At 71.0% G+C, this 22,374-nt stretch carries 17 protein-coding genes; 10 read left to right on the forward strand and 7 right to left on the reverse strand.

All coding sequences use genetic code 11. From position 1 onward, the window contains the following. Positions 1–8 precede the first annotated feature (8 nt). The 8 genes from IEY63_RS17805 to IEY63_RS17840 are packed head-to-tail and all read left to right on the forward strand — an operon-like array spanning position 9 to position 8,070. Positions 9–995 (forward strand): ABC transporter ATP-binding protein, encoded by a 987-nt coding sequence (locus IEY63_RS17805; RefSeq protein WP_189070367.1) that lies wholly within the window; start codon positions 9–11, stop codon positions 993–995. Between the two features lie 5 nt (positions 996–1,000). Next, complete coding sequence (locus tag IEY63_RS17810) at positions 1,001–2,008, forward strand: GntR family transcriptional regulator (protein ID WP_189070339.1); 1,008 nt, start codon at positions 1,001–1,003, stop codon at positions 2,006–2,008. Continuing rightward, positions 2,005–2,712, forward strand: coding sequence for a creatininase family protein (locus IEY63_RS17815; RefSeq protein WP_189070340.1), 708 nt, complete (start codon positions 2,005–2,007; stop codon positions 2,710–2,712). The genes IEY63_RS17810 and IEY63_RS17815 overlap by 4 nt, the downstream gene beginning before the upstream one ends. Next, positions 2,709–3,746, forward strand: coding sequence for a ketopantoate reductase family protein (locus tag IEY63_RS17820; RefSeq protein WP_189070341.1), 1,038 nt, complete (start codon positions 2,709–2,711; stop codon positions 3,744–3,746). The genes IEY63_RS17815 and IEY63_RS17820 overlap by 4 nt, the downstream gene beginning before the upstream one ends. Beyond that, positions 3,743–4,510 (forward strand): SDR family NAD(P)-dependent oxidoreductase, encoded by a 768-nt coding sequence (locus tag IEY63_RS17825; protein WP_189070342.1) that lies wholly within the window; start codon positions 3,743–3,745, stop codon positions 4,508–4,510. Before IEY63_RS17820 ends, IEY63_RS17825 begins: the two co-directional genes overlap by 4 nt. A gap of 35 nt (positions 4,511–4,545) precedes the next feature. Further along, positions 4,546–5,916, forward strand: a complete 1,371-nt coding sequence (locus tag IEY63_RS17830; protein WP_229784799.1) for a dipeptidase — start codon at positions 4,546–4,548, stop codon at positions 5,914–5,916. After that, positions 5,913–6,509 (forward strand): RraA family protein, encoded by a 597-nt coding sequence (locus IEY63_RS17835; protein WP_189070343.1) that lies wholly within the window; start codon positions 5,913–5,915, stop codon positions 6,507–6,509. The genes IEY63_RS17830 and IEY63_RS17835 overlap by 4 nt, the downstream gene beginning before the upstream one ends. Before the next feature lie 25 nt (positions 6,510–6,534). Then, on the forward strand, positions 6,535–8,070 hold the full coding sequence (locus tag IEY63_RS17840; protein WP_189070344.1) for a carboxypeptidase M32: 1,536 nt from the start codon (positions 6,535–6,537) through the stop codon (positions 8,068–8,070). 377 nt (positions 8,071–8,447) lie between these two features. Here IEY63_RS17840 and IEY63_RS17845 read toward each other — a convergent pair whose 3' ends face one another. The 7 genes from IEY63_RS17845 to IEY63_RS17875 all read right to left on the reverse strand — a co-directional run bounded on the left by IEY63_RS17845 (position 8,448) and on the right by IEY63_RS17875 (position 20,103). Further along, the gene (locus IEY63_RS17845; protein ID WP_189070345.1) at positions 8,448–9,635 is read right to left on the reverse strand and encodes a GGDEF domain-containing protein; all 1,188 of its coding nucleotides are present in this window, start codon (positions 9,633–9,635) and stop codon (positions 8,448–8,450) included. 209 nt (positions 9,636–9,844) lie between these two features. Further along, positions 9,845–14,224: an HD domain-containing phosphohydrolase gene (locus IEY63_RS17850; RefSeq protein ID WP_189070346.1), complete on the reverse strand. Its 4,380-nt coding sequence runs from the start codon at positions 14,222–14,224 to the stop codon at positions 9,845–9,847. Positions 14,225–14,722: 498 nt separating this feature from the next. Further along, positions 14,723–15,574, reverse strand: coding sequence for a GGDEF domain-containing protein (locus IEY63_RS17855; RefSeq protein ID WP_189070347.1), 852 nt, complete (start codon positions 15,572–15,574; stop codon positions 14,723–14,725). Positions 15,575–15,585: 11 nt separating this feature from the next. Continuing rightward, a complete protein-coding gene (locus IEY63_RS17860; protein WP_189070348.1) occupies positions 15,586–17,115 on the reverse strand; it encodes a PAS domain S-box protein in 1,530 nt (509 codons plus the stop codon). Between the two features lie 290 nt (positions 17,116–17,405). Further along, positions 17,406–17,909, reverse strand: a complete 504-nt coding sequence (locus IEY63_RS17865) for a hypothetical protein (protein WP_189070349.1) — start codon at positions 17,907–17,909, stop codon at positions 17,406–17,408. A gap of 251 nt (positions 17,910–18,160) precedes the next feature. After that, a complete protein-coding gene (locus IEY63_RS17870) occupies positions 18,161–19,285 on the reverse strand; it encodes an NAD(P)/FAD-dependent oxidoreductase (protein WP_189070350.1) in 1,125 nt (374 codons plus the stop codon). Further along, positions 19,282–20,103 carry an SDR family NAD(P)-dependent oxidoreductase gene (locus IEY63_RS17875; RefSeq protein ID WP_189070351.1) on the reverse strand — a complete coding sequence of 274 codons (822 nt, stop codon included), beginning with the start codon at positions 20,101–20,103 and terminating at the stop codon, positions 19,282–19,284. Before IEY63_RS17875 ends, IEY63_RS17870 begins: the two co-directional genes overlap by 4 nt. 451 nt (positions 20,104–20,554) lie before the next feature. Here IEY63_RS17875 and IEY63_RS17880 point away from each other — a divergent pair, with 451 nt between their 5' ends. Together IEY63_RS17880 and IEY63_RS17885 are read left to right on the forward strand one after the other, a co-directional pair. Further along, entirely contained in the window at positions 20,555–21,244 is a 690-nt protein-coding gene (locus IEY63_RS17880) for an NAD(P)H-dependent oxidoreductase (RefSeq protein ID WP_189070352.1), read from the forward strand. An 88-nt stretch (positions 21,245–21,332) separates the two neighbouring features. Further along, positions 21,333–22,139 (forward strand): AraC family transcriptional regulator, encoded by an 807-nt coding sequence (locus tag IEY63_RS17885; protein ID WP_189070353.1) that lies wholly within the window; start codon positions 21,333–21,335, stop codon positions 22,137–22,139. Positions 22,140–22,374 lie beyond the last annotated feature (235 nt).

Raw genomic sequence — 22,374 nt, forward strand, 5'->3', positions numbered from 1 at the left:
AGCCCCTGATGGACGTGCGCGGCCTGAGCAAGGCCTTCCCCGCGCCGCAGGGCCTGTTGGCCCGCCTGCGCGGCGAGCCCAGGCGGGCCGTGCAAGCACTGAGTGACGTGAACCTCAGCGTGCAGCGCGGCGAGACGCTCGGCATCGTCGGCGAGAGCGGCTGCGGGAAATCCACCCTGGCCCGCTGCCTCGTGCGGCTCCAGGATGCCGACCAGGGCGAGGTGCAGTACGAGGGCCTTGATGTCCTGCGCCTGCGCGGACCTGAACTGCGCCGCTACAACCGCCGCGTGCAGATGATCTTCCAGGACCCCTACTCGAGCCTGAACCCCCGCATGACCGTCGGGCAGATGCTGCGCGAGGTGCTCAGCGTCCACCGCCTGCGCCCGAGTGCCGAGCAGGACGCGCGGATCCAGGAACTGCTCACGCTGGTGGGCCTGCCCCCGCAGGCCGCGGGGCGCTACCCGCACGAGTTCAGCGGCGGGCAGCGTCAGCGGGTCGGGATCGCGCGCGCCCTGGCGCTGGAACCAGACTGCCTGATCGCCGACGAACTCGTCTCCGCGCTTGACGTGAGCGTGCAGGCGCAGGTCGTGAACCTGCTGCTGGAACTCCAGGAGCGGCTGGGCCTGACGGTGCTGTTCGTCGCGCACGACCTGCGCCTCGTGCGGCACCTGTCGCACCGCGTGGCCGTGATGTACCTGGGCCGCGTGGTGGAGGTCGCGCCCACCGAGGACCTGTTCAGCGCGCCGAAACACCCCTACACGCAGGCGCTGCTCGCCGCGGCCCCCACGCTCGACCCGGCGCGCCGCGCGGACGCGCCCGCCATCACGGGCGAACTGCCTAGCCCGCTGAACGTCCCGAGCGGCTGCGCCTTCCGCACGCGCTGCCCGCACGCCTTTGACCGCTGCGCGGCCGAGCGGCCCCCCCTGCTGGACGTGGAGGGCGCGCAGGTGGCCTGCCACCTCTACAGCACGCCCGGCATCGCGGTGCCAGGATGAGCGTGATGACTGACCTGTCCACGCCCACCGACGCGTCCCTCACGGACTGGCCGTTCAGCCTCGACCGGACCCTCGGCGTGCCGCTCGGCGCGCAGCTGCGCGGGCAGATCGAGTACGGCATCGCCTGCGGGGAACTGCCGCGCGGCGTGCGCCTGCCCAGCGTGCGGGACCTCTCGCAGGGCCTGGGCGTGGCGCACGTGACGGTCGCGCAGGTGTACAAGGACCTGCTCGCGCAGGGCCTGATCGTCACCGCGCGCGGCCGGGGCACCTTCGTGGCCGAACTGCCCAGCACGCCGGCCGGGCCGGATCTGGGGCGGCTGCACCAGCTGCTCGGCGAGGCCCTGGTGCAGGCGGACCGCGAGGGGTACAGTGCCGCGCAGGTCCGCGGCGTGCTGAACCTGCTGCTCGCGCAGGCCGACCGCCCCGCCGAGGGCAGCGGCGTGACCGTGCTGCTCGTCGGCCTGTTCGCCGACGCCACGAGCAGCTACGCCGCCGGGCTGCTCGCCGCGCTGCGCCCCGGCGACCGCGTGCAGACCATCACCCTGAGTGAACTCCGCCAGGGGCAGGGCCTGACGCTGGCCCGGCAGGCGGACGTGGTGCTGGCCCTCGCGCACCGCCTCGCTGAAACCCAGGCGCTGCTGCCCGGCCTGGACGTCCTGCCCGTGGGGTTCATTCCGTCGCAGCCGACCCGCGCGGCCCTGGCGGCCCTGAGCCCCCTGACGACCCTGGCGGTCGTGGCGACCTTCGAGGAATTCCTCCCGACCTTCCTCAGCGGCGTCAAGCGCTTCGCGCCGCACGTGCAGGCGCTACGGGCCACGCACATCCAGGCCGAGAACCTGCAGGCCACCCTCGACCACTGCGACGTCGTCGTGTACGCCACAGGCTCGGAGGTCGTGCGCAGCCTCGCGGCGCACAAACCCATGCTCGAGTACCGCCACATCATCGACCCTCACGACATCGAGCGCCTGGTGGTGCCTGCCGCGCAGGCCCGGCGCAAGGACGGACCGTTATGACCCCGATCGAGCAGCTCAACTGGATGCAGGTTGACGCGTACCTCCAGACCGACGACCGCTGCGTGCTGCCGCTGGGCAGCACCGAACAGCACGCGTACCTGAGCCTGTGCGTGGACAACATCCTCCCCGAACGCCTCGCCCATGAAGCGGCCGCGCCACTGGGCGTGCCGGTCTTCCCGGTGCTGCCCTACGGAATCACCCCGTACTTCCGCGCGTACCCGGGCAGCGTCAGCCTGCGCGTGGGCACCTACCTGTCCGTGGTGCGCGACATTCTTGACGGGCTGCACGAGCAGGGGTTCCGCCGCATCCTGATCGTGAACGGGCACGGCGGGAACAGCCCCGCGCAGGGCTTCACGGGCGAGTGGATGGCCGACCACCCGGGCGCGCGCGTGAAGTTCCACAACTGGTGGAACGCCCCGCAGACCTGGGCGCAGGTGCAGGCCACCGACCCCAACGCCAGCCACGGCTCCTGGATGGAGAACTTCCCCTGGACGCGCCTGGAGGGCGTCACCGTGCCCGACGAGGAAAAGGCGGCCGTGGACCTGAACGTCCTGCGCCTGCTGGGCCCGCAGGAACTGCGGGATTACCTGGGGGAGGGCAACTACGGTGGGCGTTTCCAGCGGCCCGACACGGACATGCAGGCCATCTGGGACGTGGCCGTGCAGGAAACCCGCGCCCTGCTGACCGGCGGGTGGAGCCTGTGACGGGCGCGCAGCGCGTGCTCGTCTGGGGTGCGGGCGCGATCGGCGGCACCATCGGCGCGTACCTGCGCCGCGCCGGGCACGACGTGACCTTCGTGGACCGCGCCCCAGATCACGTACAGGCCATCACGGACCGCGGCCTGACCGTCACCGGGCCCTTCGGGGACTTCACCGTGGACGCCCCGGCCTTCACGCCGGACACCCTGAGCGGCACCTGGGACACGGTCCTGCTGTGCACCAAGGCGCAGGACACGGCCGCCGCTGGGGCGCAGCTCGCCCCGCACCTGAGTCCAGGCGGCGCGGTCGTCTCCGTGCAGAACGGCCTCAACCCCCTGATCCTGAACGGCGTGCTGGGCGAGGAGCGGGTGCTGGGCAGCTTCGTGAACTTCGGCGCCGACTACCTCGAGCCGGGCGTAGTCCACTACGGCGGGCGCGGCGCCGTCGTGATCGGCGAGCAGAGCGGCGCCCTGACGGACCGCGTCCAGGCGCTGCACGCCCTGCTGCGCACCTTCGACGAAGACGCGATCCTCAGCCGCAACGTGATGGGCTACCTGTGGGGCAAGCTCGCGTACGGCGCGCTGCTGTTCGCCACCGCCGTCACGAACGACAGCATCGCCGACGCCCTGGCCCGACCGGAGGACCGCGCCCTGTACACCGAACTGGGCCGCGAGGTCCTGCGCGTGACCGCCGCGCACGGCGTGACGCCCGAGGCGTTCAACGGCTTCGATCCGCAGGCCTTCCGGCCCGGCGCGAGCGACGCCGAGGCGCACGCCAGCTTGGATGATCTCGTGGCCTTCAACCGCCGCAGCGCCAAGACCCACAGCGGCATCTGGCGCGACCTCGCGGTGCGCAAGCGCCGCACCGAGGTGGACGCGCAGCTGGGCTGGGTGGTGCAGTTCGGCGCCGAGCACGGCGTCCCCACCCCGATCTGCACGCGGCTGGTGGCGCTCATCCACGAGATCGAGGATGGCCGCCGGCCCCTGAGCCGGGAGAACCTGGACGACCTGCGGGCCCAGCTGCCCGGGGTGACGGCGTGAACCTCCGCTTCGACGGGCAGACCGTGATCGTCACGGGCGCCGCGCACGGCTTCGGCCGCGCCATCGCGCACGCCTTCGCGCGGGACGGCGCGCAGGTGTACGCCTGCGACGTGCAGGACGAGGGCCTGGAAGTCACCGCGCGCCTCGCGGCGGAGGCCGGGACGCCTGTGCAGGTCCGCCGCGTGGACGTCACTGACCCGGCCGCCACGCAGGCCCTCATGGCCGGGGCCGCGCGCGACACCGGCCGGGTGGACGTGCTCGTGAACAACGCCGGGGGGGTGCTCGGGCAAGTGGGCCGCCCGCTGGAGGAGGTCAGCCCCGCCGACTGGCGCGCGATCTTCGCCGTGAACGTGGACGGCGCGTTCCTGTGCGCGCAGGCGGCCGCGCCGCACATGAAACGCCAGGGCCAGGGCCGGATCGTGAACATCTCCTCCGGCGCGGGGCTGGGCGTCAGCCTGACCGGCATCCAGGCGTACGCGAGCGCCAAGGCCGCGCAGATCGGCCTGACCCGGCAACTCGCGCATGAACTGGGCGCGTTCGGCATCACCGTGAACAACGTCGCGCCGGGCTTCGTGCGCAGCAACCCCACCACCGAACGCCAGTGGGAGAGCTACGGAGAGGCCGGTCAAGCGAAGCTCGTGCAGGGCCTGGCGCTGCGGCGCCTGGGTACGCCCGAGGACATCGCCGCGGCCGTGCAGTTCTTCGCGTCCGAGCAGGCCGGGTGGATCACTGGTCAGGTGCTCAGCGTGGACGGCGGCCGGTGACGGCCCCGCATCCCGGCCGGGCCGCGCCGGAGGCCGTGCTCGACCTGCTTATGCAGCGCGCCGGGGCGTCCCTGGACGACCTGCTGGCCTTCGCGGCCATCCCGAGTGTCAGCGCCCAGGCGACGCACGCCCCGGACATGCAGCGCGCCGCCGACTGGCTCAGCGGGCGCCTGCGGCAGGCCGGTCTGGAGGTGGTCGAGCAGTGGCCGACTGCCGGGCACCCCGCCGTGTACGCCGAGTGGCTGCACGCGCCCGGCGCGCCGACCATCCTGATCTACGGGCACTACGACGTGCAGCCGCCCGATCCGCTCGACCGTTGGCACAGCCCGCCCTTCACGCCCACCGTGCGGGAGGGGCGGGTCTACGGCCGGGGCGTCAGTGACGACAAGGGCCCCCTGCTGATCGCCGTGCAAGTCGCTGACGCGTACCTCAGCGCCGCCGGGCGCCTACCCGTCAACGTCAAGTTCCTCTTCGAAGGCGAGGAGGAGGTCGGCAGCGCCCACCTGCCCGCCCTGATCCGCGAGCGGCGCGCGCGGCTCACGGCGGACTTCGTCCTGAGTGCCGACGGCGGCATGTGGAGCGCCGAGACGCCCTCGCTGACTGTCCGCGCGCGCGGGCTGACCGCCCTGGAATTCACGGTGCGCGGGCCCGCCAAGGACCTGCACTCCGGCCGGCACGGCGGGAGCCTGCACAACCCCCTGCACGCCGCCGCCGCGCTCGTGGCCAGCCTGCACGGCCCGGACGGCCGGGTGGCGGTCGAGGGCTTCTACGACGGCGTGCAGGACCGCTCCGGCGCCGACCGCGCCGCCGTGCAGGCCCTGCCGTTCACGGACGAGGCATACCTCGAACAGACCGGCGCGCCCGCCCCGCACGGCGAGGCCGGGTACAGCACCCTGGAACGCCAGTGGGACCGCCCCAGCCTGGACCTGAACGGCCTCTGGGGCGGCTACACCGGTGAGGGCAGCAAGACCGTCCTGCCATCCGAGGCGCACGCCAAACTCACCGTCCGGCTCGTGCCCGGCCAGGAACCCGGGCCGACCGGCGACCGGATCGAGGCGCACCTGCGCCGCCACACCCCGCCCGGCGTGACCCTCGAGGTGCGCCGCAGTGACCACGGCGCCCGCGCGTACGCCCTCCCGGCCGACCACCCCGGGTACCGCGTGGCCCGCGCGGTCCTGGAGGCCGAGTACGGCCGCGCGCCCGTCGACGTCGGCATGGGCGGCAGCGTGCCAGTCCTGGAGACCTTCAAGGAGGACCTCGGGCTCGACACCGTGTTCTTCAGTTTCGCGGTGGGGGACGAGGACATCCACGCGCCCAACGAGTTCTTCCGCGTGCCCCGCCTGTACGAGGGGCAGCGCGCCTGGGCGCACTACTTCGCGGCGCTCGCGGCCCTGGACCGCCCGTGACCGACCTGCGGACCCTGCTGGCAGCGGACGACTTCACCTGCGCCCTCAGCGACGCGCTCGGCCGCCAGGGCGCCCTGAGCGCCGCCTTCCGGCCCGTGTGGCCCGGCGCGCGCCTGCTCGGCCCGGCCGTCACGGTCCGCACCTTCGGCACCGACCTCAGCGCCGTCTTTGACGCCATCCACGCCGCAGCCGCCGGGAGCGTCCTCGTCATTGACTCGCACGGCGTGACGCACTCGGCCTTCTGGGGCGAGCGGACCACCCGCGCGGCCCTGGCGCGGGGCGTGGCGGGCGCCGTGATCGACGGCGCCTGCCGGGACGTGCACGCCGTGCGCCGCCTGGGCTTTCCGGTGTTCAGCACGGCCGTCACCCCCAACGCGGGCCTGCCGGGCGGCCGGGGTGACGTGAACGTGCTCGTGGCGCCCGGTGGGCAGCCCGTCCATCCAGGCGACCTGATCGCCGCCGACGACAACGGCGTCGTGGTCATCCCGCAGGCCCATATCACCCCGGCGCTGACCCGCGCGCACGCGCTGATCGCCGCGGACGCCGCCGAGCGCACCTCAACTGACCCCGCCCCCGACGCTTCGCCCCGCTGAACCGCCCTCACCCCCGGAGACCCGCATGACTGACTTCGAGCACCTCAGCGCTGAACTCAACGACCTGCTGTGCGTCCTGAACCTCCTGAACTGGGACGCCCGCACCCAGATGCCCCCGGGTGGCAGCGTCACCCGCGCGCAGCAGGCCGCCACCCTGAGCCGCGTGGCGCAGGAGAAACTGCTCGCGCCCGAATTCGAACGCGCCGCGCGGGACGCCCTGCGGGCCCGCCCCGGTGACCGCGCCGCGGGGCAGGCCCTGGCCGCCGCTGCCGCGCTGCGGCGCGTGCCCGCCCCGCTCACGGGCGCCCTGGCGGCCCTGAAGGGCGAGGCGCAGGACGCGTGGGCCAGCGCCAAGGCCCGCAGCGACTTCAGCGCTTTCGCCCCCTACCTGGAGCGCATGGTGCAGCTCAGCCGCGACCTCGCCGACGCCCTGGGCTACGAGGACCACCCCTACGACGCGCTGCTGAACCTCTACGAGCCCGGCCTGACCACCGCGCAGCTCACGCCGCTGTTCGACCGCCTGCGCGCTCATCACGTGCCGCTGCTGCGCGCCATCCGGCAGCGTCCCGAGCCGCGCAGCGACTTTCTGACTCGCGCGTACCCGGTTGCCGAGCAGCGCGCCTTCTCCCTGGGCCTCGCGCAGGCCTTCGGGTATGACCTCAGCCGCGGCCGCCTCGACGAATCCGCCCACCCGTTCGAGATCAGCTTCACCCGGCAGGACGTGCGCATCACCACCCGGTATCAGGAGTCCTTCCTGCCCGGCGCGCTGTTCGGCACCCTGCACGAGACCGGGCACGCCCTGTACGAGCAGGGCGTCGCGCCCGAACTGACCCGCACCGCGCTCGCCAGTGACCTGCTCGGCCTCTACGCGGTCGGCGGGGCCAGCTTCGGCACCCACGAGAGTCAGTCGCGGCTGTGGGAAAACCGGGTGGGCCGCGCACAGGCGTTCTGGATGAGGCACTACCCGGCGCTCCAGGCGCACTTCCCGGACCAGCTGGCCGACGTCACCGCCGACGAGTTCTACCGCGCCGTGAACCGCGTGCGCCCCACGCTCATCCGCGTGGAAGCCGACGAACTCACCTATGACCTGCATATCATGCTGCGCGTCCACCTCGAAACGCAGCTCATCAGCGGCGACCTCAGCGTCCGTGACCTCCCGGACGCCTGGAACGCCCGCATGAAGACCGACCTGGGCCTCGACGTGCCCGACGACGCGCGCGGCGTGCTGCAGGACATCCACTGGTCCACCGGGTACTTCGGCTCGTTCCCCACCTATACGGTCGGTAACGTCATGGCCGCGCAGTTCTACCAGGCGGCGCAGGCCGCCCTGCCGGACCTCGACGCCGACCTGGCCGCGGGGGATTACGCGTCCCTCCACGCGTGGCTGACTGAGCAGATCTACCGCCACGGCCGCACCTTCACGCCCCACGAACTGCTCGTGCGGGTCACCGGCGAGGGCCTGAACGAAGCCCCCTACCTGACCTACCTCACCGACAAATTCACCGCACTGTACGATCTGCCGCGAGACTTCCAGCCCAGCGGGGAACCCCAGCTCACCTGAAGCGGCGCTGGTCAGGCCAACCGGGCCTGACCGGAAATCACCGGTCAAGCGCCCGTCAGCCGCGCCTGCGGGGCAACGCATCAGGCAGACCTGAAGCCCACGACCGGCGTCGCCTGAATTCGCGGTTCAATCAGCCCCAAACGCCCACCAGGCCGCCTTGTTCACCCCGGACCGCGCTGGAGGTTCGGGGCTGGTCCCATGCCTCCTGGGTAGGGTGATCTGGCTCCTGACCGTGACCATCTGGACCAGATCGGCTGTCCCGACCAGACCCAGCCGCTGCTGGCGGATGCAACCGGAGCGGGGCGCTGGCAGCACAGTCACATGCTCCGTGCAGTTCACATCAGGGCCGTTCCCGCATCTGCGGGAGACAGTTCCCGTCAGGGGGCGGCGCGTGGTGTGAATTTGATCGTCGCGGGGCGCCCTGCTTTGCGGGCGTACATGGCTTCATCTGCCCGGGCCAGCGCGTCCGGCCACGCTTCCAGCGGCGCCACGGTCGTCCAGCCGACACTGGCACTGAATCCGAGCGGGCCGCTGACCGGGCTCAGCGTCTTCGTGAGGTGTGCCAACTGCCCCTCGATGGTCTGCGGCGCGCCCGTGAGGAGCATGGCGAATTCGTCTCCTCCGATCCGGCCGGCGAGGTCGTCCGGGCCGGCCACCTGACCCAGCAGGCGGCCCAGGGCGGCGAGATGCATGTCCCCCGCGACGTGCCCGTGCTGGTCGTTGAGTTCCTTGAACCGGTCGACGTCAAGCACGATCAGCGTGGCGGCGCGACTGTCCAGGCGGCCCCGCCAGCGGCCGTACGCGCCTTCCAATCCGCGCCGGTTGAGCACGCCGGTCAGGGCGTCCCGGAAGGCGAGGTCCGCCAGGTCATCTTGCAGGGCCTGCATGTCCACCCGGCGCCGGTCGTCGTGCAGCAGCCAGAACGTGAACGCCCCGCCCACCGAGAGGACCAGCACGGCGGTGAACATCAGGACGTTGGGGAGCGTGAACGCGTACGTGAGGTCCGGGCGGGTGCCAGGCCCGAGCGTGAGGCTCCGGGGCAGCGTCAGCAGGAAGACCAGCGCGAACAGCCAGAGTTGCAGGGCGTAGCTGCCGCGCAGGAGCGGTTCGCGCCGCATCTGCTGCGCGATCAGCGTCAGGAGCGCCGCCAGGCATAGCGTGAGGTAGGTGCTGACCAGCAGGAAGCGTACGGTGATGTTGTCGTGCGCGGCCGTGAACCAGTACAGCGCGCCGAGCAGCAGCGGGACGCTCGCTCGGTGCAGGAGGAGCAGAGGGCGGGGCACGGACTGGGCTGCAAAGCGGTAATACGCGCCGACGAACAGCGCGGCCCCCACCATGACCAGCCCGTTGCCCGCCAGGATGGACGCGCGCTCAAGGTCGGGCGGACGGTACGAGCCGATCAGCATGCCCAGCACCATCAGGGTGTGCCCGGCGGCCCAGCCGCGCCAGCCCGGGTACGACGGCCGCCACCAGGCGATCAGGAGGGTCGCGAGGGCCACGACCAGCACGGTCACGCTGACGCTGGCTGCCAGAACGGGAAGAGGATTGAGCGGGAGTTCCAGCATGACAGCCGTCCTGAGGGATCCGGGGGAAAGGCCTCCCGAGTCCACTCATCAGAGTGCATGGGGCCTCACGGAAGCCTGACAGGCCACGTCATGAACCAGTCCGACCGGGCGGCGGAGGGGCCGGCGTGACCTTCCAGGCCTGCCGTGCTGGCGCGCGTGACTCGCGCGTGCCCACCAGCGGCCGGTGTCACCCTGAGGCGCAGCTCCGCTCAGGTGTCCGGCTCCGGCTCGGCTGTGCTGGACAGGACGCGCAGGGCGGTGCTCACGACGTCCGGGTCGAATTGCCGCCCGGCCTGGTCCCGTAGTTCCGTCACGGCTTCCAGGGCGGACCAGGCGGGCTTGTAGGGCCGGTCGCTGGTCAGGGCGTCGTAGACGTCGGCCACGCTGAAGATGCGTGCGCCCAGCGGGATGGCCGTCCCGGCGAGGCGGTCCGGGTATCCGGTCCCGTCCCAGCGTTCGTGGTGGTGGCGGACCACGGCCCGCGCAGCGGAGGGGACGGTCGGGATCCGGCGCACGAGCTCATCACCAAATTCCGCGTGCCGCTGCATCAGGTGCCACTCGGCCGGGTCCAGCCGCCCGGGTTTGAGCAGGATGGCGTCGGGAATGCCGAGCTTGCCGATGTCATGCAGGTACGCGCCCAGGCGGAGGTCTTCGCGCTGCTCGGGACTCAGGCCCAGGGCTTCGCCGATCCGCAGGGCGAGGGCCACGACGCGTTCCGTGTGCCCGGCCGTTTCGAAATCCCGCAGTTCCAGCGAGAGCCCCAGCGCCAGCAGCGCTCCTTCCCGCGTGGCCTCCAGGTCCGCGAGGTGTGCGCGGCGGTCGAGCACCTGACCGATCAGTTCCGCTGACCGGTTCAGCAGCGCTTCAGCCATGCGCCCTGTCGTTTCGGGCGGCGTGAACCACAGCAGCGCGAGGCGCCCGGCCGGGCGACCACGTTCATGGACGGGCGCCTCGATCAGGGCGTTCACGCCGGCCGCCAGCAGGGCGGGGGGCAGGCCAGAGGTGAGCCCCGAGCTGCTGGCGCGTTCTGCACCGCCGGAAGCGTGGCGCAGGGCCGCGAGGGCCAGTTCGCGGGGCGGCGTCTCGGCTGATCCGGTGGCCGCGTCCACGACGACCTCCACGTCCCGGTCCGGGCACAGGAAGACGGCCAGGTCGGCCTGCAGGACCGACCGGCTCAGGGTCAGGCACTCGCGCGCGACCGTGTCCACATCGGCGGCCAGGCCGACCTGTGAGGCGAGGTCGGCCAGTGCCCGCAGCGCCTCGGCCCGCTTCTGCTCTTCGGTGATCACGCGCAGCCGCTCGAAGGCGATCACGCCGGCCGACGCCAGCGCGCCGAGCAGGCTGGCGTCCAGCGGGCTGAACGACTGCGCGGCCGAACGCGCCACCAGCAGGGCGCCCACCGGCCGGTTCGAGAGGCTGATGAGCGGCGCGGCCATCACGCTGCCGTCGGCTGAGGTGCCGGCGCGGCGCAGCCACGCATCGTCCGTCAGCCGCTCGGTGCGCTGTACCTGACCGGTGTGCAGGGCCTGCCAGATCAGGCCCTCGCCCGCTGGCACGGTCTGGTGGGCCGCGCTGCCGAACAGACCGGCACTGGCGTCCAGGTGGGCCGCGTGCGTCTGCGGATCGTACCGGGCGAAGGCGGCGTGCTCGGTCCGGAAGAGCGCCAGGGTCTCGTTGATCAGCGTGCGTTCCAGGTCGTGCGGGTCGAGCACGAGGCTGAGTGCGGCGCTGGCGTGCGCCAGCACTTCGAGTTCCCGCGTCCGGTCCGCTGCGCGGGCGCGCCGGTCCCGCATGGTCAGGATGGCGGCCGCCTGCCGGCCGAACTCCTCCGCGATGTCGAGTTCGAACGCGTCGAACGCCTGCTCGGAGCGGAGGTTGTCCAGGTTAATCACCGCGACGACCGCGCCGGCAACGAGTACCGGCACGCACACGTTCGCCTGCAGGTGGGCGAGGTCCTGCTGGTGCTGGCCCGCCAGCCACGGCGCCTCGCGTTCACTCCATTCTGCGGGCAGGTGCGTCACGCGGCGCACGTCGGCCGCGCCCCGCACGACCCGCGCCTGCCCGGCCGGCCAGGTCCGCTCAGCGTCCGTCCAGCGGCGCATGTTCTCCAGAGAGTGCGAGGTGCCCAGCAGCGTCTCGGAGTACCCGACCTGGGCGCGCAGGACGAACCGCGAGCCCTCCAGAACGAACAGGGATCCGGCCTCCGCGCTGGGGACGGCCGTGACGGCCGCCTGCAAGAAGGCCTGCCAGCCTTCGGCGTCCAGCGCGCCGTCACTGGAGATCAGCGACGACGTCGCGCGCAGCGCCTGCCAGACCATCTCAGCGGTGAGAGGCGAGTCGCGCAGCAGGAGCCGCTCGCCCCTGAGGCCCCGCACCGTCCGGATGGCGGCTTTGTCCCGCAGCATCCGCTGATCGGCCAGCCGGAACAGGTCGTTGGGTGACCGGGCGTCCTGCGGGAACGACGCCGCGCCCGTGGACGCCCGCACGGCCGGGAAGCCCTGACGGTCCATGAACTGCCGGAGTTGCTCGCGGTGGCTGAGCAGCTCGTCGGTGCTCAGGAGCTCCGAGGTGACGAGTACGGTGAACTCGTCGCCTCCCTGCCGGAACACCTGCCCGGTCGGCCCGAACGTGTCCGTCAGTGCCCGGCCGAAACAGCGCAGCAGCTGGTCACCCTGCGCGTGCCCGGCCTGATCATTGACAACCTTGAGGTCATCGAGGTCCAGCACCAGCAGCTGGAAGGCGCGGCCCTCGGCCACGGCGGCCTCGAAGGTCTCCTCGAACGCCCGGCGGCTGGGCAGACCGGTCAGCACGTCCCGGTACGCCAGGTGTTCGAGTTCCGCCGTGCGCGCCTTGACCCGCCGCTCCAGGTCGTCGTTGGCGAGGCGCAGGGACTCCTCGGTGGCCTTGCGGGCCGTGATCTCCGTGAACGAGACGGCCAGACCGTCCTCGGTGGGCGCGGCCGAGAGGTCGTACCAGCGGCGCGTCACCGGGGAGTACACCTCGAACTGAGGCGTGCCGCGTTCCAGGGTCCGCCTCAGGTAGTCGGCGGTGTCGGGGTCCACCTGGCGCCGCAGGACGTCCCAGACGGACTGCCCGATCAGGTCACCCGGCCGGCGCTGGAGGAGTGAGGCCGCCACCGGATTGATGTACGTGAGGCGCCCGTCGTGGTCCAGCGCGACGAAGGCACTCGGCAGACTCTCCAGGATGCTGCTGGTGCGCCGCACCTGCCGTTCCAGTTCCTGCTCCAGTTCGCGCGCGAGCGTGACGTCCCGGCTGACGCCCAGGACGCCGAGCAGCTCGCCGTCAACCACGAACGGATGTTTGGTGGTCATCAGGACGCGGGTCTGCGAGGGAGAGCGCGTCTCGACCGTCACCGGCTCGAGCGTCCGCATGACCTCCTGATCCAGCGCCTGAATCTGCCGGGCCTCCGCCGGGAAGAGGTCCGCGTCGGTCGCGCCCACACCCGCCGCCTGCGGGCCCAGGAGTTGACGGGCGGCGGGGTTGAGCAGCTGATACCGCCCCTGGCGGTCTTTGAGGTAGATGGACTCGGACATGGTGTTCATGACCGCGTTCAGATGAGCCTGGCTGTGCAGCAGCCGGCGCTGCAAGGTCTGGTTGTCGCGCAGCACCAGCAGCTGCCGCACGGCGAACAGCACCGTCACGCCGATCAGCCACAGGTCGTCCGCGCGGGACGGCGCGTGCACGCTCAGCCGGAAGATCACGTACACCACGTACACGAACGCCAGGGCCGCGTGCGGGCTCAGCGCCCGGATGGTCCGCCGCTGCGCCGCCGCCTGAAGCCAGGGCCAGGGGTGCCTGTAACAGGCGCTCAGGGCGATCAGGGCCGCCGCGAGGCTCCACAGGCTGTCCAGGGGATGCCCCAGCCGGTACTGCCCGGTCGACAGCAGGACCGCCCAGAGGACGTCACCGCCCAGGAAGCTGAGGAGTGCGCCGATCAGGAGCAGCAGCTGCGCCGCGTTCAGCAGCAGGGGCCGCGTGAGGGCCAGGGCGGTCAGCAGCGCCGCCAGCAGCAGGTCGGTGGCCGGGAACGCCAGCGCCAGAATGAGCGCCACGGGCTGCCCTGCGTAACCCTGCGCGGTGGCCTGCCCGGTCAGCGTCCACAGCAGGTGCCCGACCATCAGCGTCATCAGCGCCGTGTCCAGTCCCACCCGGGCCGGACGGTCCGGAGGCGCAGACGTCCGCAGGAGGTGGCGCAGACCCAGCGCGAAACTCAGGGGTGCGGCGAGATAGAGGTAGGCCGCCGGGTGGGGAAAGCCCCGGACACCCAGCGCCGCGAGGACCGTGAACGTCACCTGACCGGCCCCCCAGGCACCCAGGCCCAGCGCCATCCAGGTCCAGAACCACGCCAGGTCAGGGGCACTCCGCCGGGCGCGCTGCCACACGATGACGGCTGCCAGGGCGTACACGGGCCAGTAGAAGAGCGGCGCGGCGCGCTCCCGCCAGCCTTCCGGCGGCGCGCCCAGCAGCGTCCAGAGCACATGCACACCCGTGATGGCCAGGAGCAGGCCCAGCAGGACTCCGCGGCCCGCGCCCGGTGCCTGCAGGTCAGGACCGGACGTGCTGGGCATCCTGCCAGGTCCGTGCCGTCGGCGTGAGGCCGCCTGTGATGCGCGGCGCCGGTCCTGCGCCCCGCGGCCCGGACGGAACGGAACGGCCACCGCACCGGGAGCAGGGCGGGCAGACTGCCGCAGGCCGGCGGGTCCAGGTGAGGCTGCGCGTTAGTGCGGTGGCCACGGTCACTGGCGCGCTCCCGCGGTGCAGGCCACGCAGCGCTCCACCGTGGGTCATCATGGCTCACTCTATCGCCGCAGCGGCAAGCGGGACAATGGCAACTGACCGGACGTCTGAATACCGAGAACCGGACCCTGCGGGCCTGCGGCCGGGACGACAGGGGCCCTCAGCGCCCACCTGATCAGGCACAGCATTTCTAAACGGCAGGTGATGTAGCGGTTTCGTTCGGAGGCGCGGTGGCCCGACCAGCGTGCAGGGTAGGACGCGCGTTCTGGCCGCCTGCACCGGCAGCAGGGGAGGTGCGCCTCAGCCGACCCGGCACCCTCCCCCTCCCCTCACGTCCGTTTCGGTTTGCGGTCGCGCTTGTCGTGGTACATGCGCTCATCCGCCAAGTTCAGCAGCACCGACGGTGACTGGCTCTCGTGACTGAAGGCCAGTCCGGCACTCGCGCCGCACGCCCGCAGTTCCGGGTGGCGCCGCACCCGCGCCGCGGCGTCCTGCACCCACGCCAGAATCTCAGGGGTCTGCGCCGGTTGAACCTCCGGCAGCAGCACCACGAATTCATCGCCACTGGGCCGGAACACCAGGTCATCCGAACGGACGCGCGCGCGGAGTTCGTGTCCGAATTCGCGCAGCAGCCGGTCACCCCAGTCGTGACCGAGGGCGTCATTCACCTCCTTCAGCCCGTCCAGGTCCATCATCAGCACGGCGAAGGCGTGATCGGCTGCGGTGGTCCACGCGTGCAGCGCACGGTCCATCGCGCGGCGGTTCCCGAGCCCGGTGAGGGGGTCGGTCAGGGCCACCTGTTCAAGCTGGCGCAGGGACTCCTGCCGTTCAAACGCCACCCGGACGGTGCGGGCGGCCGCGCCGATCAGCGCCTGATCCCGCGGCGGCCACCCCCGCAGTCCGCCGAAGCGGGTGATGACGAACAGGTACTGCGTGCCGCGCAGCGTGGCCACCGGGATCCACGCGACGCTGCGGAGGCCCGCCTCCACCAGGGCCGCAATGGCGTCCGGCTCCTGCGCGTAGTCCGGCACGTACCGCGCTCCTTCCCCAGCCGTGCGGCGTACGCCGGCCAGCAGCAGCTCCTGATCCGCCGGGCTCAGCTGCCGACGCAGCTGCTCGAGAAGCGCCGTGCGGTCCCAGGCGGTCACTGCCTCGACGCCCTCCCCGCGCAGCAGCAGCACGCTGCCCTGACTCAGTTCCAGGGTCGGGGCCAGGAGCTGTAAGGTCTGCAGCGCGATGTCGAGGGGACCGACGGCACTCTCGGCCAGGGCGAAACGGCCAGGAGCGTCTCGGCGTACGCGGCGTTGTTCTGCGCCTCCTGATGCAGTTCGGCCCGTTCGAGTGCGGCGCTGATGGACCGCGCGGCGGTGTCCAGCAGGACCTGTTCGCGCTCAGTCCACCCCTGCGCCCGGCTGCCGTGGAACGCGCACAGCACCTGCGTAACGTCACCGGTGGAGCGCAGCAGGGGAATGAGGGCCACGCTGCCCACGCCCAGCGCGGCGTAGTCCGGCCGGGCGGACTCGTCCATGTACACCGCCTGACCGTTCAACGTGTCCCAGATGCGCCCTTCTCCCTGCGGCACGCCCCTGCTGAGCTGCGCCCAGATCTCTGGCGGCACCGCACCGGACGTGAGGGTCGGGCGGAACGTGGACCCGTCCCGGACGTACAGCACCAGCCAGGCGAGATCAATCGCTTCCGAGAGCACCTGCAGGGCCCGCTCCGTCACCCCGTCCGGCGTCCGCTCCAGCTCCAGGCTATGCGAGAGCGCCGCCAGAATCCGGATGGCCTGCTCCGTCTCCTTGTGTGCCGACAGGTCCGTGATGGCGGCAATCGTGCCGGCCCACTGGGTGCCGCTCAGGCGGGGCGATCCGGTGATCAGCACGGGCACGGCGCGGCCATCGGCGCGTTTCAACCGGGTCTCGTAGGTGCTCGTTTCTCCCTCCTGACGCTGCGCCCGCACCGATCTGAGACGGTCGTGATCCCCCTCGAACGTCACGTCGAAGGGGGTCCGGCCCAGCAGGTTGTCCGGCGTGTCGTTCAGCAGGCGCGCGTAGGCCGGATTGACATACTCAAAGCGGCCCTGGGTGTCCGTGACCGACAGGCCCTGGCCCACGGTCGTCATGACCTGCAGGGCAAAATCGCGTTCCTGAACGAGTTCATCCTGGACCCGCTGGATCCGCTTCTCCAGGGGTCGGAACACCAGCAGGGTCAGGAACACCAGCAGGGACAGGACGATCACGGGCCGGTACCACGTGAACGTGGCGAGCCTGCGGGAGCGGGAGGCGCTGCTGCGCTCTACGGCGCGCTGGGTTTCCTGGAGCGCCGCCGCGAGCCCACCGGACGCCTGCTGGTCCATCCAGCGGGCGCTGGCCGCCCGTTCTGCCGCTGGTCCGTCCGCCGTGCGGGTCAACTGCGAGGCGACCGTCTGGTACGTGTGTAACTGCGCAGACAGGTTGGAATTGATGTCCGCCGCGTTCCCGCTGCGGGCCAGTCGAGCCAGGAGCCCTGCGGCGCTCTGGCGGCTGCCACTGAGGTCCGTCACGCTGCGCTGAAGCGCGGCGCGCGCCGCACGCTGGACGTCCGGCGCGTCAGCCGCGCTGAGATGCCACGCCTGCCGGGCCATCTGTTCGACCAGCAGCGCCTGGTGACTGATCGCGGTCGACAGCGCCACCTCCTGCTGGATCCGTTTCGTTTCCCGGGTGAGCATCATATTCGACGTCATGCCGACCCCGCCAACGACCGCCAGAACGCCGTATACCACGACACGGAGGTTCGGCGGGCTCGGCCGGCGGGGCATGCGTCATGGTAGTGGATGCATCCTCTCGGCGGCGACCACTCTGTGGATTCTAATGAAAGCTCAAGAGGAGTGGCCCCGGAGTGGGCTCACACGGTCGACCAATCCCACCACGTTGGGGGCCGAGGACGTCACGGCCGACCAGCGCTGGCGGCGCGGCGCTGTGTCTGCGGAGCACGGCGTGCTCTATGGCGTGTAGGCAAAGAGTGGAGGGAACCCTATTCCTCTGAGACATGATGTTCTCGACTCCACGCCTCGATGGCTGTGAGCGTGTCGTCAAAAACCACATCTGTGAACAGAATGCCCGACCACCGTGACTGACCGTCAAAGCAGACTGAAACGCCGTTGTTGGACAAACGCACTACATGGTTATGAGTCCCTGGACCGTCAACGAAATCAAATTCAAGAAGGGCGTGCTGGTCGTCGAAAACCAAGCGACAACGGTCAACGCTTAGCACCGTGACTGTGATGTCTTCGCGCTTGACGTCTTGGTGCAGTTGCCGCAGCTGTATGAGGTCACGGCGGTCACCAAACAGGTGCTCGATAGCGACCACCTGGCCTTCGGGCCGAAGGTTCACGAAAGTCGCTGGCCGCAACGCACCAATCTGAAATAGGCGATCCCCTTCTTTGCGGTCCACAGATGCCAAGACATCAAGACGGGGTATTGAGGGCGCGACGAACGCGCGGTAGTGCACACCCATCGACCAGCGCAACTCTGTCATTGCCTACCATTGTCCCGTAGGTCTTGACCTTTGCCTTCACGTCGTAGGCGCAGGGCACCCCCACGACTGGGCGGATGGGGACGTGACTCGGGTGCAGCAGGAAGCGGAAATGGGCCACGCGATCCTGCGCGTGGTCTGAACTGTGCTGGTGCGCGGCAGGGGCGTGCATACCGCAGTCCACCGAGGCCCGCCGGACCGCGCGTCGGGACGAAGACTGCCTGTTCCGTGATCCGTGTGCAGGGGCCGACGGATCACACCTGAATGTCAGTCAGGCCCTGTGGACGCTCAGCGAAGCGCTCGTATCGTAGGGGCGTCACGTCAATGAACGGCGTTTCTCCCACGGCTTCCTGCGCGATTACCCGCGCGACCGCTGCGGCGTGCATCACGCCATGCCCGGAGAACCCGCAGGCGTTCAGCCACCCCTCGGCCCCCGGCATGCGGCCCACGATGGCCTGATGGTCCGGCGTGACCTCGTAGTACCCCCACCAGCTGGCCTGCCGGTCAAGTGTGGCCGCCTCCAGCCACGGGAAGCGGGCCATGGCGGCTTCCAGGGTGGGTTCCAGCCACGTCCAGTTCAGGCCTTCCCGCCAGCCCACGTCTGCGGCGTCCGCCCGGCCCAGGATCAGGCGTTCGCCCTCGGAGCGCAGCCACACGCCGCTGCCCAGGTCGAAGATCATCGGCAGCGGCCGCGGGAGGTGCAGTGGGCCCGTGGCGTACACCATGCGCCGCGCGGGCCTCACGGGAATCTCCAGTCCGGCCAGCGCGCCAACCTCGCCGGACCACGCGCCGCTTGCATTGACGATCAGGGGCGCCTCGACCGACCTAGCCCGGGTGTCCAGCTGCCACACGCCGCCCGCGTGGCGGATGCCGATCACCGCGGTATCCAGCCTGAACTGCGCCCCGGCCTTCCGGGCGCGCTGCACGTAGGCCATCGTCAGGCCGTGGGCGTCCACGTGGCCGTCCGTGGCGCAGAACGTGCAGCCGCCCAGGCCGTCCGGGACGAACCCGGCGTGCACCTGCGCCTCCTCGGGCGTCAGTACCTCGGTCGGCACGCCCAGCCGGTGTTGCAGCGTCACGCCCTGCTGGTGGGCCGGCCACTGCGCGTCCGGGACGAGCAGCAGGTACCCGCCCGCGCGGTAGCCGGAGTCCGGCATCCCCGCGTACTCCTCGATGCTGAACTTCGACAGGAGGATGTTCGTTTCGGTCGTGAACTGCGCGCGCACCCCCGCGGCACTCTTCCCGGTGGAGCCGCCCGCGGGACTGGCCTGCTCCAGCACCACGGTCCGCAGGCCCCGCTGCGCGAGGCGCCACGCGCAGGCCGCGCCGATAATGCCCGCCCCGATGACGGCCACGTCCCACGAGGCGCGCTCACTCACGCGGGGTCCGCCTCGATCACCGGGAAGCCGGACACGGGGAAGGTATCCACGTTTGCGGAGCGCTGCTGCACCAGAACGCCGCCATCCACCGAGATGAACTGACCGGTGATGTACGCCGCGTCATCCGACGCGAGGAACAACGCTGCGCCCGTCATGTCCTCCGCCACGCCGTAGCGGCCCAGCGGCACGGTCTGCTCCCGCACGCGCAGGTCCGCCTCGGTCAGGCCGTACGTGTTGATGAAGCCCGGCACCACCCCGTTCACGCGAATGCCGTATGGCGCGAGGTCCAGCGCCATGGCGCGCGTCATGGCCTCGATGCCGCCCTTGGTCGCGTCGTACGCGACGTTCCCGCGGTGCGCGCGGGTCGCGCCGCCCGAGGAGGTGCTGATGATCACGCCCCGGCGCCGCCGGGCCATGACGCGCGCGGCGCGGTGCGAACACAGGAACACGCTCCTGAGGTTCACCTGAATGATCCGGTCCCACCAGCCCTCATCCGCCTCCAGGAAGTGCCGGGTGGTGTCGATCAGGCCCGCGTTGTTGTACAGCACGTCCACGGGCCCGAAGGTCTCCTCGGTTCGCGTGAACATGGCGTCCACCTGGGCGGCGTCCGAAACGTCAGCTGGCACAGCCAGGGCCCGGCCGCCCGACGCCCCGATGCTGGCCACCACCGACTGCACGGCCTCAGCCTTCACGTCATTGACCGCGACCAGGGCACCTTCGCGGGCGAACCGTTCCGCCACGGCGCGGCCGATCCCGCCGCCCGCCCCCGTTACCAGAACGACGCGACCTTCAAAACGCTGGGCATTACTGTGTGTCATGACATCTCCTTGAACGGCAGGTGGACCTGGACGGAGGGGTGGCTCAGGCTGAACCGGGTCGTTCGGCGCCGCCTGTGGCTTCAGTGCTGCGGGCGACCTGAGGTGCTGCCCGGGTGGTCCGGTGCCCTCAATTGTCCCCGGTGTGCCCGCAGGTGTCTTGACTGTTTCGCCAGTCTTCACTGCGGAAATCGGCACAGCTCAGTATGGCGATCACGGGACCACAGGGAGGGCCGCCCCGCGAGCCGCCGACCCTCTGGCCGCGGCGGCAGGTGGGCAGGACCCGGCTCGGCAGGCCCTCCGCCTGTGCTGAATTCCGCAGCCTGGCGGGCCGGATCCCTCAAGACACCCCCGCTGGCGGGTGAAAGAATGCCCGCAGGCCGACGGGACGCATAGCCGACCGGACAGCCCCACACCGACCCTGCTGTCCCCCCTTCGCCTCACAGGAGCCGCCATGCCTCACGCCCTGATCGTCCACGCTCACCCGGAGCCCGACTCCTTCTGCTCCGCCCAGATGCGGGAAGCCGCGCGGGCCCTCCAGGCGCAGGGCTACACGGTCGAGATCAGCGACCTCTACGCCATGAACTGGAACCCGGCCCTCGGCCCGGACGACTTCAAGCACGAGCTGACCGGGCATTTCAAGCCGCAGGCCGAGCAGATCAGGGCCGTCCAGCAGGGCACCTTCGCGCCGGACGTGGCCACCGAGATCGAGAAGGTCCTGCGGGCCGACCTGCTGGTGTTCTCCTTCCCGATGTGGTGGTTCTCGCTGCCCGCCCTCCTGAAAGGCTGGGTGGACCGCGTCTTCGCGATGGGCGTCGCGTACGGTGGCCGCGTCGGCCGCTTCGAGACGGGCGGCTTCCGGGGCCGGCGCGCCCTGCTGCTCTTCACCACCGGCAGCACGGAGGACATGTTCGGCCCGGGCGCGCGGGACGGCGAGATGGACGTCATCCTGTTTCACATCCAGCACGGCATGTTCCACTTCGTCGGGTATACCGTGCTGGCGCCCATCGTGAGTTTCAGTCCGGTCCGTCACACTCCGGAGGAACGCGGCGCGCAGCTCCGGCAGGTGCACGAGGCCTTCTCGACCCTGAACGGCCGGCCTGTCCTGACCTGGACGACGGGGTCCGCGGCGCCCACCCCCTGAACGCCACCCGTCCGGTCAGACTGCGGCGGGTGACAGGCCTGTCGCCGCGCCTGCCTATGCGCCCGGCGCGCTGTGGCACAGTGAACGCATGGACGACCCCAGGGAGTGGCTGCGCCCCGCGCCCGATGGCAGCTGGCCGCTGGAGGCCCTGCTGGACGGCGCGCCCGACCTGATCTTCTTCGTCAAGGACCTCCACGGGCGGTACGTCAGCGTCAACGACACCTTGCGTCGCCGCAGCGGCGCCCCGCACAAACAGGCCGTGCTGGGCCGCACCGCTGCCGAGGTCTTCACCGGCGACCCCGGGCGCCGGTTCAACGAGCAGGACGTGCAGGCCGTGCGCGACGGCCGGGAACTCCGGGACGTTCTGGAAATGTACTTCGGTCCGCAGGGCGAACCGAACTGGTGCCTGACGCACAAGATTCCCCTGCACGACAGCGCCGGGAACGTGGTGGGCCTGATCGGCATGTCCCGCGACGTGCCCGCAGGCATCGAGCGGCACGAGGACTTCGCGCGGGTCGCGCAGGCCCTGCGGTACATGCACGGGCATTTCGGCCAGCCGCTCCGCATGCCGGCCCTGGCGGCGCGCGCCGGTCTATCAGCGGACAGTTTCGAGCGGCTGATGCGCCGCGTGTGCCACATGACGCCCCAGCAGGTGCTGATCAGGATCCGGCTGGACGCCGCGCTGCGCCTGCTGCGCGACCCGGCCCACTCCATCTCCGACATCGCGCACACCTGCGGCTACAGCGACCACAGCGCCTTCACCCGAAAATTCCGCGCCGTCACCGGAATCAGCCCGCAACGCTACCGGGAACGGATGCTCAAGCCCCAGCCGCCTCCAGGGTCTGGTGGGGCAGACACGGACGACCGCCCGGGCGTCCCGGCTGCGCCTCCCTGAGTTCAAACAGGCGAGCCCGCGCGGCAGACCCGGACCGCAGGGCCCGACGGACACACCTGACTCCGTGCGTGCGGAAAGACGGTCACAATGGACCGGCTTCAGGCGTGGCCACACTGACCCGGCAGCATCCGGCGCGCTCTGTGACGGCGGAGGCCGGGTGCTGGTTTCGCGGGGTGCCTGCCAGTCAGCTCGTCGGTGCTGGTGCAGTGTCAAGGCGTTGACAGTGGGCGGCCCG

The organism is Deinococcus radiotolerans (assembly GCF_014647435.1).
Lineage (GTDB): Bacteria > Deinococcota > Deinococci > Deinococcales > Deinococcaceae > Deinococcus > Deinococcus radiotolerans.

Bases quoted from the DNA above. Each gene is read 5' to 3' on its own strand.
- IEY63_RS17805 (WP_189070367.1), top strand. From the start codon at position 9: ATGGACGTGCGCGGCCTGAGCAAGGCCTTCCCCGCGCCGCAGGGCCTG.
- IEY63_RS17810 (WP_189070339.1), top strand. From the start codon at position 1,001: ATGACTGACCTGTCCACGCCCACCGACGCGTCCCTCACGGACTGGCCG.
- IEY63_RS17815 (WP_189070340.1), top strand. From the start codon at position 2,005: ATGACCCCGATCGAGCAGCTCAACTGGATGCAGGTTGACGCGTACCTC.
- IEY63_RS17840 (WP_189070344.1), top strand. From the start codon at position 6,535: ATGACTGACTTCGAGCACCTCAGCGCTGAACTCAACGACCTGCTGTGC.
- IEY63_RS17845 (WP_189070345.1), bottom strand. From the start codon at position 9,635: ATGCTGGAACTCCCGCTCAATCCTCTTCCCGTTCTGGCAGCCAGCGTC.
- IEY63_RS17850 (WP_189070346.1), bottom strand. From the start codon at position 14,224: ATGCCCAGCACGTCCGGTCCTGACCTGCAGGCACCGGGCGCGGGCCGC.
- IEY63_RS17860 (WP_189070348.1), bottom strand. From the start codon at position 17,115: ATGACGTCGAATATGATGCTCACCCGGGAAACGAAACGGATCCAGCAG.
- IEY63_RS17865 (WP_189070349.1), bottom strand. From the start codon at position 17,909: ATGACAGAGTTGCGCTGGTCGATGGGTGTGCACTACCGCGCGTTCGTC.
- IEY63_RS17875 (WP_189070351.1), bottom strand. From the start codon at position 20,103: ATGACACACAGTAATGCCCAGCGTTTTGAAGGTCGCGTCGTTCTGGTA.
- IEY63_RS17880 (WP_189070352.1), top strand. From the start codon at position 20,555: ATGCCTCACGCCCTGATCGTCCACGCTCACCCGGAGCCCGACTCCTTC.
- IEY63_RS17885 (WP_189070353.1), top strand. From the start codon at position 21,333: ATGGACGACCCCAGGGAGTGGCTGCGCCCCGCGCCCGATGGCAGCTGG.